General features: G+C 42.2%; 13 protein-coding genes. 8 read left to right on the forward strand and 5 right to left on the reverse strand.

All coding sequences use genetic code 11. The features are described 5' to 3' along the window. Window positions 1-15: 15 nt before the first annotated feature. Window positions 16-471, forward strand: a complete 456-nt coding sequence (locus AB5213_RS10785; protein WP_055156113.1) for an Lrp/AsnC family transcriptional regulator — start codon at window positions 16-18, stop codon at window positions 469-471. Window positions 472-577: 106 nt separating this feature from the next. Here the strand turns inward: AB5213_RS10785 and AB5213_RS10790 are convergent, their stop codons facing one another. From AB5213_RS10790 to AB5213_RS10810, 5 genes are all read right to left on the reverse strand, one after another. Next, on the reverse strand, window positions 578-1,642 hold the full coding sequence (locus AB5213_RS10790; protein WP_055247708.1) for a PTS sugar transporter subunit IIC: 1,065 nt from the start codon (window positions 1,640-1,642) through the stop codon (window positions 578-580). A 228-nt stretch (window positions 1,643-1,870) separates the two neighbouring features. Further along, complete coding sequence (locus AB5213_RS10795; protein WP_195548676.1) at window positions 1,871-2,728, reverse strand: response regulator; 858 nt, start codon at window positions 2,726-2,728, stop codon at window positions 1,871-1,873. Then, on the reverse strand, window positions 2,729-3,991 hold the full coding sequence (locus AB5213_RS10800; protein WP_368276678.1) for a sensor histidine kinase: 1,263 nt from the start codon (window positions 3,989-3,991) through the stop codon (window positions 2,729-2,731). Window positions 3,992-4,029: 38 nt separating this feature from the next. Continuing rightward, window positions 4,030-4,341, reverse strand: coding sequence for an AzlD domain-containing protein (locus tag AB5213_RS10805; RefSeq protein ID WP_022220771.1), 312 nt, complete (start codon window positions 4,339-4,341; stop codon window positions 4,030-4,032). Beyond that, window positions 4,331-5,077: an AzlC family ABC transporter permease gene (locus tag AB5213_RS10810; protein WP_055156097.1), complete on the reverse strand. Its 747-nt coding sequence runs from the start codon at window positions 5,075-5,077 to the stop codon at window positions 4,331-4,333. The genes AB5213_RS10805 and AB5213_RS10810 overlap by 11 nt, the downstream gene beginning before the upstream one ends. Window positions 5,078-5,290: 213 nt before the next feature. Between AB5213_RS10810 and AB5213_RS10815 the strand changes: the two genes are divergently transcribed. The 7 genes from AB5213_RS10815 (at window position 5,291) to AB5213_RS10845 (ending at window position 12,523) form a co-directional block, all read left to right on the forward strand. After that, window positions 5,291-6,004, forward strand: coding sequence for an IMP cyclohydrolase (locus AB5213_RS10815; protein ID WP_008373293.1), 714 nt, complete (start codon window positions 5,291-5,293; stop codon window positions 6,002-6,004). Window positions 6,005-6,033: 29 nt separating this feature from the next. Beyond that, window positions 6,034-7,212 carry a phosphoribosylaminoimidazolecarboxamide formyltransferase gene (locus AB5213_RS10820; RefSeq protein ID WP_008373294.1) on the forward strand — a complete coding sequence of 393 codons (1,179 nt, stop codon included), beginning with the start codon at window positions 6,034-6,036 and terminating at the stop codon, window positions 7,210-7,212. Between the two features lie 251 nt (window positions 7,213-7,463). Next, a complete protein-coding gene (locus tag AB5213_RS10825; protein WP_195368872.1) occupies window positions 7,464-8,054 on the forward strand; it encodes a manganese efflux pump in 591 nt (196 codons plus the stop codon). A gap of 20 nt (window positions 8,055-8,074) precedes the next feature. Continuing rightward, window positions 8,075-9,484, forward strand: coding sequence for a radical SAM protein (locus AB5213_RS10830; protein ID WP_368276679.1), 1,410 nt, complete (start codon window positions 8,075-8,077; stop codon window positions 9,482-9,484). 88 nt (window positions 9,485-9,572) lie between these two features. Next, on the forward strand, window positions 9,573-10,136 hold the full coding sequence (locus tag AB5213_RS10835; RefSeq protein ID WP_022220520.1) for a TetR family transcriptional regulator: 564 nt from the start codon (window positions 9,573-9,575) through the stop codon (window positions 10,134-10,136). A gap of 254 nt (window positions 10,137-10,390) precedes the next feature. After that, on the forward strand, window positions 10,391-10,609 hold the full coding sequence (locus AB5213_RS10840) for a cation transporter (protein ID WP_055156100.1): 219 nt from the start codon (window positions 10,391-10,393) through the stop codon (window positions 10,607-10,609). A gap of 33 nt (window positions 10,610-10,642) precedes the next feature. Further along, window positions 10,643-12,523: a heavy metal translocating P-type ATPase gene (locus AB5213_RS10845; RefSeq protein WP_055156101.1), complete on the forward strand. Its 1,881-nt coding sequence runs from the start codon at window positions 10,643-10,645 to the stop codon at window positions 12,521-12,523. Window positions 12,524-12,669 lie beyond the last annotated feature (146 nt).

A 12,669-nucleotide genomic window follows, 5' to 3' on the forward strand; every position in this document is an offset into this window, starting at 1 on the left:
ATGAAAAATCATGAACTGGATGCAGTGGATCGTACAATTTTGAATATTTTACAGAGAAATGCCAAATGTCCATTGAAAGAGATTGCAGAGAAGGTGTATCTGTCTACACCGGCTGTATCAGCGCGGATTGAAAAGATGGAAAAAGAAGGATATATTCTCGGTTATCAGGCACAGGTGAATCCGGAAGCACTTGGATATCATATCAAGGCACTGATCAATCTGGAGGTTTCGCCGGAGGAAAAAAATGTGTTTTATCCGTTTGTGAGAAAGTGTTCAAATGTGATCGAATGCAACTGTGTGACCGGAGAATATTCTATGGTGTTGGAAGTACTGTTTCCCAGCACAACAGAGCTGGATAAATTTATTGGAGAATTGCAGCGATTTGGAAGAACAAAGACACTGATCGTATTTTCAACTTCGGTTGAACACAGAGGAATCAATGCAGATGATATAGAAGAAACACTGGAGTGAGAAATATAATTTCCCGTAAATTGAAAAAGACCCGGAAACAAAAGTTTTCGAGTCTTTTTCTTCTTTAAGGGCTATATAAACAAGCAGTTTGAAATAGTCATTTTGATTATTCAGCAGCGATAGCAACTTCCGGAACAATTGTTTCAGTAGCTTTTTCAGATGCTTTGATATCTGCAGGTGTTTTTGCAAAACCTTTAAACACGATAGAACCAACAAATCCAGCTAAAGATCCGCCGATCGCAGCAAGTACGATTGCAGCTACAACCTTAAGTGGTGGGTTAAATCCGAATGGAGCTAAAAGTCCAGGAATCGGAGATGCTGTTCCAGGGGCGTTATTGATAATACCGAGCATAGCTGCTGCGAGTCCGGCAAGTCCGCCGCCAAAGAAGTTTGATCCGTAAATCGGAATCGGATTCTGTGTAATAATATCGGCCTGTGTAAGAGGTTCAAGCATTACCGCGATAACATTACTGCGCTCGCCAAGTTTTAAACGGTCGAAAATGATACCGTTTGTGAAAGAACCACCAACACATGCAATTGCTGCAATACCCATTGCAAGTCCATCAAGTCCGAGCATAGCAGTCAGAGCCATAGAACTAAGTGGTGAGGTGCAGATCATCTTCATAATACCACCGAGCAGGAATCCCATGATAAGTGGAGACTGTTCAGCAGCTGCAGAAATCATACGTCCGATGTTGAGCAGTGTTGAATTAACGACCGGATCAACTGCGATGGCAATAATTCTTGCAAGCGGTGCGATTGCAAGAGCACCAACGATCAGATTCAGACCTTCTGGAAGTTTCTTTTCCAGGAACGGAGCTACAAAACCTACAATATAACCTGCTACAAAACCAGGAAGGATTCCGTATCCTCCGACTGCAACACCTGCAACGACTGCAAGTACCGGATTACATCCCATACTGATCGGAACTAAAGTAGCTGCAGCGATTCCCCCGAAGCTGCCGGATATGGTTCCGAGTTCTGAGAAAAATGCAATTCCTAATAAATCACCTGTGATGTAATGATGAACAGCTTCTACCAGGAACGAAGCAACGGCTGCATTAGCCATTCCGGACATTGCTTCTGATCCTTTTGGAAACTTCAGGCTGAATACAGAGAAACAGGCTAAAGTGAGAAGCAGTAAACCAATACCTTTTACGATTGTTAACATATGACATCCTCCTTAAAATTTATACTTATTCGCATCAGTTATCGTGATAACATAATAAAATGGAAGTTACAAAAAGATACAAAAAGTATCAAAATGAAATTTATTTTTGGAAAAAACTACAAATACGGGAAAGATTTATTGTATATAATGACGATAACTATAAGTGATAATGAATTATAGAGAAAACATATAAAGAGATGAAATAAGAAGCAGGAGAGAACCTGAAAATCAGGCTCTCTCGGTGCATTCCTGAATCAGTGCATTCAGGAAATTTTTAATTTTCACATTGCCGTGCCGTACACTTTTTCCACGGATGAAATCCATTTCCCTTCGGACCTGTTCAAAGTTATACAGGGAGTTGGAGTAGGTTGTAAACGTGTCATTGGCGTAATCTTCAAGACCAAGGTTGGCAAGGTTGACCATTCCCATGTTGGCTGTCCGACGGATTCTTTGTTCCATGGATTTTGGATTGTCACTGAACCGACTGCAAAGTTCGCTTAAAGTGACATTGTCAACTTTCTGGTTATGCTGGATCAGATAATCGACAAGGGAAATGATATCCTTGCTGCCACGTTCACCGGTGATGCCAAGCTTTTGGAGAATTCCTTTTAACCGGATAATATAAGGTTTTTCAGCCGTATCATTTATAAATCCCTGTGGCTGTACAAAATTCTGCTGGGTCTGGAAAATCGTCTGTACCTGCTGCAATGTCCGGCGGGCAGTCAGGGATTCACTGACCTTCCGGAGTATGGATTCTACTTCGATACTGTTGATTGGCTTATGAATATAAAATTCAATGCCTGCAGAATAGGCATCTGCGATCATATCTTTGGATGCAACCTGGGAAAGCATAATAAAAGTAAGATTCGGTGCATGAGAGCGGGCGCGTTTCACGAAAGTGATTCCGTCTATTTCCGGCATCAGAAGATCAACAATTACGATGTCTGGATTTATAAGAGTAAGATCCGTGAGTGCATCCACACCGTTTTCGGCAGTTCCGGCAATCTCTCCAAGCCCCCGGTCCCTTATAATACGTTTTAATATATGCAGTACATTTTTATCATCATCAATGAGATAGAATTTCATTTATAAACCGCTCCATTTCTCTTTTGGTATAGTAAGTGTGAAAACTGTTTTTCCGGGAACGGAAGTTACCCGGATGGTTCCGCCCAGGCGGAGTTCGATAAAATCCTTTACCAGGCTAAGTCCAAGTCCCCGATTGACCTCGCCGGTTTCGTAATTGATCTTTGTGGAAAAACCCGGTTCAAAAATTTGTTCCATATCCTCCGGATCAATTCCGGGTCCATGATCTTCAACTTCAATAACATAAGAAGAATCCGTGGAGGATTGACGGACAGAAAGCTCGACCGGATTTCCGTCTGCTGCTTCAATCGCATTGTTGAAAAGATTGCGGAAGATTGAGAGCAGAAGATAATGGTTCTGTGTATATAGATTTTCCTCCAGTTGTATATTAAAAAAAAGTCGTTTCCCTTTTGGAAGGGATGCATCCAGGCTGCTTTTCAGAATGGTGAGGATATCATCCAGGCTCATTCCGTCATTTTCAGAATTTAATTCCATTGAAGAGGAAAGTCCTCTTACAATCAGATTGTAGTCTTTTTTGATCTCGTGGACATCACGTGCAATCTGAAGTGCGGTGCGGGTGAGGGATTCGTCTATATTCCGTTCACTCATATCGTGGTAAAGCCGGTATGCGGTGCTCATGGTGTCCTCTATCATACGTGTACCTTTCTGCATCAGAACAACTTCGCCGTTAAGCTCAGAAATCAAAAGAAGAAGGTTCTGGTATCTCCGTGCATGTTCAGCACTCAGGAGACTGAACTTGTAATGGCTGAGACAGAACAGGAAAAGACCCGCAAGTGCAGTACGCAGAAGCGCAACCAGAAGGACGCCTGCCTGGGACTGAAAAGAAAAAGCGTCCATACCCCTACGGGTCAGCAGTTCTGTTATATTTGCCAGATAGTCAAAAAGAAACATCCAGGGCAGAGAATACATCGAAAGTTCATAGTCATTTTTACGGCAGTAGAGGAAAAAAAGGACTCCGTAGACCAGATAGAAAAACATTTCCGGAAAATAGCTCTGTGGATTCCAGCTGCCAAAGCGAAGCCAGTGCATCAGCGTACGGGAAAAGAAAACACAGAGGGCACTTATCACCGTGACCGGAAGAATCGGATATTTCCCAAAAAGGATCAGAGACATGAAAATGCCAAAAATTCCGATGGAAACACGAAAATCGCTTTCAAAAAGTGAGATGCTGATCTGGGCGCCAATGATAACAGCAGCACTGACCAGCAAAATGCGGGTATAACGTGAAAAACTTTTGGTCCACATAAGAAAGCCTCCTTTATTCAGATCATCTCTCTTACAGTCTACAGTCCGGTTAATAATTCAACCAGAAATACGCCGGCACATGAAAACAGGGAAACACAGATCAGACTTTTTCTGTTCCATGCAAGGATCAGTGCGATTGCAAAACCAATGGCGGCAGACCAGATATTGGCTGTGGCTGTCAGAATGGCCGGAAAGGTCATAACAGCCAGAGTTACATAAGGTACATAATATAAAAAAGATTTTATAAAAGTATTTTTGATCTCTTTCCTGATCAGCGTCAGTGGCAGCATACGGATCAGATAGGTGACGGCTGCCATGACAAAGATATACATATATAGATTATGCTTCAACGGAAGAATCCTCCTTATCTTCTGGATTTGTTTCTTCTTTTACAGGGAAGAAATACGCTGCGATTCCGGCAATCAGAATCGTAAGGATAATGATTCGGAAGCCAGAAGAAATCTGGCATAGCACAGGAGCCTTTGTGAAAAGGAAGCTTGCTGCCATGGAAATCAAGACAATGGTTCCGATGATCCTGTTATCATGTGCCGGAGGAATAATGATTGCGATAAACATTCCATATAATGCAACGCTCAGTGCGCTAACGATCCGGTCAGGCAGGATATTTCCTGATACTACTCCGAGGAAAGTGCCAAGTGTCCAGCCAGGTGCGGCAAGTGCCATCACACCGTAAGAATACCATGGAGTAATCCTTCCGGGGCGGGATACGGATACGCCGAAGACTTCATCCGTTACACCGTATGCGATAAGAAAACGGTGGAAAAAAGGATAGTGGTTATCAATTTTCTGTGAAAGGGCACAGGACATCAGCGAATATCTGAGATTGATGATGAGCTGGGTGAATGCCATTTCAAAATAGGATGCGGATGCCGTAATCAGTGACAGACCAGCAAATTGCCCGGCGCTGGTCAGGTTTGTAAGGGAAATCAGAACAGCTTCCCAAGTGGAAAGTCCTGCATTTTTTGCCATGATACCAAAGGTAAATGATACCGCAATATAACCGAGACAGATGGGAATGCCATCCTGTATCCCGGCTGCAAAATCCATTTTTCTGTTTCTACTCATGAAGTAAAACCTCTCTTTTGTAAATAATCCCCAAATTTGAATTGTTATTTTACTAACATTTTACCATGGAACAGTGGTCTTGAAAATGATGTTTTAAAAGAACTTGAAAAAAATTTACAGAAAGACTGGAAATATAGTGGTATTATGAGTTATAATAAATAGTGATAAATGAATGTGCAAACATAAGTACAAGTTATAAAAGGAGATTGAAGCATGGAAATGTTATCTATTGAAAAAGAACTGCAGAGCAATTCTTATCCCGGAAGAGGGATCATCATCGGAAAGTCTGCCGACGGAAGCAAAGCGGTAACAGCTTATTTTATCATGGGAAGAAGTGAGAACAGCCGTAATCGTGTCTTTGTAGAAGAGGGAGAAGGAATCCGCACACAGGCATTTGACGAGTCAAAGCTGACAGACCCAAGCTTAATTATCTACGCACCGGTGCGTGTACTCGGCAATAAGACGATCGTTACAAACGGAGATCAGACTGATACAATTTATGAAGGTATGGACAGACAGATGACGTTTGAACAGTCCCTTCGAAGCCGTGAATTTGAACCGGATGGACCAAACTACACACCACGTATTTCCGGTATCATGCACATTGAGAACGGAAAATATAACTATGCAATGTCCATTTTGAAGAGCAATAACGGAAATCCGGATGCATGCAACCGTTACACCTTTGCATATGAGAATCCGGTAGCCGGAGAAGGACATTTTATCCACACATACAAGTGTGATGGAAATCCGCTTCCGAGTTTTGAAGGAGAACCAAAGCTTGTTGCAATTCCGGATGATATGGACACATTTGCAGATACACTCTGGAACAGTCTGAATGCAGATAATAAAGTATCTCTGTTTGTAAGATATATTGATATTGAGACAGGAACATACGAAAGCAAGATCATCAATAAGAATAAATAGTATACAAAGGTGAAGAAGGAGCAGGAATCATGAATGAATTAGAACTCAAATATGGATGTAACCCAAATCAGAAGCCGTCACGTATCTATATGAAAGACGGAAGTGATCTCCCGATCAAAGTTCTGATGGGCCGTCCGGGATATATCAACTTTCTGGATGCATTTAACGGATGGCAGCTGGTATCGGAATTAAAAAAAGCAACCGGACTTCCGGCAGCAACTTCCTTTAAGCATGTGTCACCGGCAGGTGCTGCAGTCGGACTGCCATTGGATGAAACTCTTGCAAAAATTTACTGGGTAGATGACCTTGGAGAACTTTCTCCGCTTGCAAGTGCTTATGCACGTGCAAGAGGCGCAGACCGTATGTCTTCATTCGGTGATTTTATTGCGCTTTCTGATGTCTGTGATGTTGATACGGCAAGACTGATCAAGAGAGAAGTGTCGGATGGAGTGATCGCACCTGGATATGAACCGGAAGCACTGGAGATTCTTGCACAGAAAAAGAAAGGTAATTACAATGTGATCCAGATCGATCCGAATTATGTTCCGGCACCTACAGAACACAAGGATGTATTTGGTATTACCTTTGAGCAGGGAAGAAATGAACTGAAGATCGATGATGATTTCTTCTCAAATATAGTGACTGAGAACAAAGAAATTCCGGATCACGCAAAGAGAGATCTTGCAATTTCCATGATTACTTTAAAATATACACAGTCAAATTCTGTATGCTATGTAAAAGACGGACAGGCAATCGGAATCGGAGCCGGACAGCAGTCCCGTATCCACTGTACCCGTCTTGCCGGACAGAAGGCAGATAACTGGTGGCTGAGACAGTGCCCGAAAGTACTTGCTCTTCCATTTAAAGAAGGAATCAAGCGTGCAGACCGAGATAATGCAATTGATCTGTATATTGGTGAAGAATATATGGACGTACTGGCTGACGGAACCTGGGAAAATATTTTCACTGAAAAACCGGAAGTATTTACCAGAGAAGAAAAGAGAGCATGGCTTGATAAGCTGACGGGTGTGGCACTTGGATCAGACGCATTCTTTCCGTTTGGAGATAACATCGAACGTGCACATAAGAGCGGTGTTACATATATTGCAGAACCGGGTGGATCAATCCGTGATGACAATGTAATCGATACCTGCAACAAATACAACATGGCGATGGCATTTACCGGAATCCGTTTATTCCATCACTAAGATAATAAAGAAGCAAAGTTCCTGCAGAGGTAGAAGATCTACCTTTGCGGGAATTTTTTATTTTTAACAGAAAATGGAGTTTTCTATTGTATAAAAAATTCGGAAGAATAGTCTATTGAAAAATAAAAAGATATGCGACAAATGTGGAAAAATGTCGTTAAAAAATAAACAGAACCGGTAATCTGAAGATTTATTATTCGGAAGGAAATTACATAATATATATATAACAGCCAGCAGGAGGAGGCGAATCTATGGGTATTCTTGAAATTCTTTTAATTTCAATCGGGCTTTCGTTTGACGTATTTGTCGTGCATATCTGTGTCGGAGCAGGATTTTCAAGAAAGCACGGAAAAGACATACTCTTATCCAGTCTGCTTTTTGGAGGGGCACAACTCCTTGCATTGATTCTGGGAAATGTTGTTGCAGATATTCTGAAGCCGGACAGGAAGATGAATGAAACGATTTCAACAGCGGCAAGCGGTTGGGAAATTTTATCGGTGCTGATATTTATCGGACTTGGCATTTATATGATCTGTAAAGCAAGAAATAATAAGCAGATCTTTGAGCGGAGAAACGATGAAATAAACTGGAAACGGCTTAGAAAACTGGCAGTACTTACCAGCGTAGATGCGTATTTTGCCGGAATGGGTATCGGATTCTGGAGTGTGGAGATCCTGGAACAGGGAATGGTATTGCTTCCGGTTACGATCATTCAGTGCTTTCTTGGTGTGGAGGTCGGATATAGATTGGGCTGTGAATATAACTGCAAAGCTTACTGGATCGGTGGGATATTATTCCTGATCGCCGGGGCAGATATGGTGGTTACGCATTTTTTATTTTAAAATAGCAGGAGGAAAAGAGTATGGGCGAATTGACACATAAAGCAGCAAGGGCAGCATTTGGCGGAGCAATTGATTTGGCAATGCGAAAAATGGATAAAGACAGAGAAAAAGGTCTGCTTGATCTTGTTGATCTGACCGAGCGTTTCATGGGAGACAATTTCCAGAAGAGTTCCTATGAAGGCGCAAGAAAGATGATACAGGATCCGGATTCGAAGTGGATGAGTTATGTGAATCGTGCATTGGATGAAATTGACCCGCATGTTATTAAACAGACAGCATTAAACCTTGGATTTGAAGCGGCGTTCCATGGAACGAAGACAATCCGCAGTATGAGAGAGGTACATCAGTGCAATATTCCGTGGCTGATCCTGATGGATCCGACAAGTGCATGTAATCTTCATTGTACCGGATGCTGGGCGGCAGAATATGGGCATAAACTGAATCTTACATATGAAGAGATGGACAACATCATTACGCAGGGAAAAGAACTGGGGATTTATTTCTATATGTATACAGGCGGGGAACCGTTAGTAAGAAAAAAAGATATTATCAGACTTTGTGAAAAGCATTATGACTGCGAATTCCATGCATTTACAAATGGAACACTGGTGGATGATGAATTTTGCGAAGAGATGAGAAGAGTCGGCAACCTGTCCCTTTCAATTAGTCTGGAAGGATTTGAAGAGGTCAATGACATGCGCCGTGGAGAGGGTGTATTCGACAAGGTTATGGCAGCTATGGATCGGTTAAAGAAATATGGACTGATCTTCGGTACGTCAATCTGTTATACCAGAAAGAACATTGAAACGGTTACATCGGATGAATTCCTGGATATGATCATCGGAAAGGGATGTCGTTTCACCTGGTATTTCCATTATATGCCGGTTGGAAATGATGCAGCACCGGATCTGCTCCCGACAAAGGAACAGAGAGAATATATGTATCACCGGGTAAGAGAAATCCGCGGTGCAACAGGTGGAAAGCCGATTTATGCAATGGATTTCCAGAATGATGGAGAATTTGTCGGAGGCTGTATCGCAGGTGGAAGAAACTACTGCCATATCAATGCGAATGGAGATGTAGAACCATGTGTATTTATTCACTACTCTTCTGCAAATATTCGGGAAGTTACTCTGCTGGAAGCTCTGAAACAGCCACTCTTTATGGCATACAGAGACCGGCAGCCTTTTAATAGCAATCATTTGCGTCCTTGTCCGATGCTTGAAAATCCGGAGATTCTTCAGGAAATGATCAAAGAGACCAGTGCAAAATCGACCGATCTGCAGTCACCGGAAAGTGCGGAACATTTGTGCAGTAAGTGCAAAGCTTATGCCTGTGAGTGGAAAAAAACAGCAGATCAACTATGGAAAGAGCATCCGCATCAGCAGAAGGGTTACACAAATTACAAAAAATGCGTGGAAAAGCAGTAAAAAAACAGAAAAAAAGCGGTTTGAAAAAACGTTTTGTTTGTGATAGAATATTCGTCAAGAGAAATGGGCAGGAAAAAGAGGACAACACATGGAAAGAAAAAGAGAATTAACAAAAATCCTGCTTGCGGAAAGCTTTAAGGAACTACTGATAAAAGGATCTTTTGATAAGATAACGATTAAAATGATCACAGATCAGGCGGGAGTCATCAGACCGACTTTTTATAATTACTTTCAGGATAAGTATGAAGTGATGGAATGGCTTCTGGAGACGGAGGTTTTTCAGCATATCCGTGAGATGACCGAAGACGGGATGGAAAGAGAAGCCATTTATCTGTTGTTCCGAAAGATGGAGAAAGACCGGATTTATTATCAGAAAGCATTTGAAGCGACCGGTCAGAATGGGTTTGAGGAAATTCTTGAAAAGAAGATCCGTCAGCTGATCGAAGAGATGGTGGGCAGACATAAGATCAAGCTTGAGAAGCTTCAGGGAATCAAAGACAAAAAGATTTTTCTGGAGTTCCATACGATCACCGTTGTAACCGGACTCAAATACTGGCTGACCAGCCGGGATATTCATCTGTCGGCGGATGAAGCGATGGAGTATTATCTGTTCCTGATGTCGCATCCTATTTTGGAGCTGCTTGAAAAGTAAAGAACAAAATATAAATTTGAGAAGAATCTGGGATATTCCGGGTTCTTCTTTTTGTTTTTCTGTCAGAAAATTCTGATAGAGCGTTCTGATAAATAAAAGGGAATACGTTCTGGAGAGGTATATTCTTTTGAAATTGTAGAAAATAAAAAATGTTATCTAAACTGCTTGACGGATTTCTATTACAGAGTTATTATGAACATATGAACAGTTGCTCATATGTTCAGTGAGAGAAAATTTTTCAGGAGGAAAGAAAGATGAAGAAAAAATTTAAAATGGTAGACCTTGATTGCGCAAACTGTGCAGCAAAAATGGAAGATGCAATCAAAAAAATTGATGGTGTAAATGATGCAACGGTAAGTTTTATGATGCAGAAGCTTACGATTGATGCAGATGATGCAAGATTTGATGAGATCATGCAGGAAGTCGTTGCTGTATGCAAGAAGGTAGAGCCGGACTGCCAGATTCAGCTGTAAAACCGGAAAAGGTATGAAAGGGGAGAGGCTTCTATGATGAAAAAACAGAAAATAATGCTGTACCGTATTATCGCAGCGGCAGTTATTTATGTTCCTCTTTTTGTACTGGAACATATGGGAAAACTGGAATTTCAGTCCGAAATTCCGGTGCAGTTTTTGTTATTTATGATACCTTATCTGATCGTGGGATGGGACATCATTTACCGGGCTGTGCGCAATATCAGTCATGGTCAGGTATTTGATGAGAACTTTCTGATGTGTATAGCAACGTTTGGTGCACTTGGAGTAAAGGAATATTCGGAAGCGGTAGCGGTTATGTTGTTCTATCAGATCGGGGAGTTATTCCAGAGTTATGCAGTCAACCGTTCCCGCCAGTCAATCAGTGCAATGATGGATATCTGTCCGGAATATGCGAATATTGAAGAAGACGGAAAGCTCAAACAGGTTGATCCGGATGATGTAGAGATTGGTACAGAGATCGTCATCAAAGCAGGAGAGAGAGTTCCTCTCGATGGTGTGGTTGTATCGGGAACATCCTTTGTAGATACTTCTGCACTGACCGGAGAGTCGGTTCCGCGAGAAGTAACAGAAGGTTCCGAGATTATCAGCGGTTGTGTAAATGGAAGCGGACTTCTTAAGGTGCGCACAACGAAAGAGTTTGATGATTCTACAGTTGCGAAGATTCTGGAACTGGTTGAAAATGCCAGCAGCAAAAAGGCACATGTAGAAAACTTCATTACAAAGTTTGCAAAATACTATACGCCGATCGTGGTTTGTGCGGCAGTTGTACTTGCATTCCTTCCACCAATCATTCTTGGCGGTGGATTTGCAGAATGGATTCAGAGAGCATGTATTTTCCTTGTAATCTCCTGCCCATGTGCACTGGTGATCTCTGTTCCACTTGGTTTTTTTGGAGGAATCGGAGCAGCATCCAAACAGGGCGTTCTGGTAAAGGGAAGCAATTATCTGGAAGCACTCTCTGAGATGAAAACGATTGTATTTGATAAGACTGGTACACTGACAAAAGGTGAATTCGTTGTATCAGAAGTTATTCCGAACGGATGGGAAAAAGAAGGACTTCTTGAAGTGGCAGCCCTTGCGGAAGGCTATTCCGATCATCCAATCTCAGCAGCACTCAAGAAAGCGTACGAAGAAGCGGAGCTTGGTGAGTTGTCCATGGACAGGGTGGAACAGGCTGAAGAAATCGCCGGACATGGAATCAAGGCAAAGATCGACGGAAGAGTTGTCTATGCCGGAAATGCAAAGCTGATGGAAGAAAAAGGCGTGGAATATGAGCCATGCACAGTCCCTGGTACGGTCGTATATCTGGCGGCTGAAAAAGAATTCCTCGGGACCATTGTAATTTCTGATACGGTCAAACCGGAAGCCAAACGTGCGATCGCGCAGCTCAAACAAAGCGGTGTCAAAAAGACAGTTATGCTTACCGGTGACAGAAAAGATGTCGGTGAAGCAGTAGCAGAAAGCCTTGGAATCGATGAAGTCTACACAGATCTCCTTCCGGGGGATAAGGTAGATAAGGTTGAAGCACTTCTCGGAGAACTCGGTGAGAAAGAAAAGCTTGGTTTTGTTGGTGATGGTATCAATGATGCACCGGTACTCTCCAGAGCTGATATCGGAATCGCAATGGGAAGCATGGGATCCGATGCAGCAATCGAAGCCGCAGATGTTGTTCTGATGGATGATAATATCCTTAAGATATCCTCCATTATGAGAATTGCAGGAAAAACTCTCCAGATCGTACATCAGAATATCGTCTTTGCCCTCGGTGTCAAAGTTCTGGTCCTCATCCTGGGAGCCCTCGGCATGGCCAATATGTGGGAAGCCGTCTTTGCCGATGTAGGAGTATCCGTAATCGCAATCCTGAACTCTATGAGAACACTGAAAGTAAAATAGATGTCAAAAGCATAATGTAAAACAAGAAAGAATTATCCTTAACGTGATGGGGATAATTCTTTTTTGTTTCATAGGGGATGTGAAAAAACTCGATTGAGTTTTTTTACATCTCCCTTTTTGTACCTGTTGTGTATAAATGACTGAAA

The organism is Coprococcus sp. RTP21204st1_G4_RTP21204_210225 (genome assembly GCF_040915385.1).
GTDB classification, from domain to species: domain Bacteria; phylum Bacillota; class Clostridia; order Lachnospirales; family Lachnospiraceae; genus Allocoprococcus; species Allocoprococcus comes.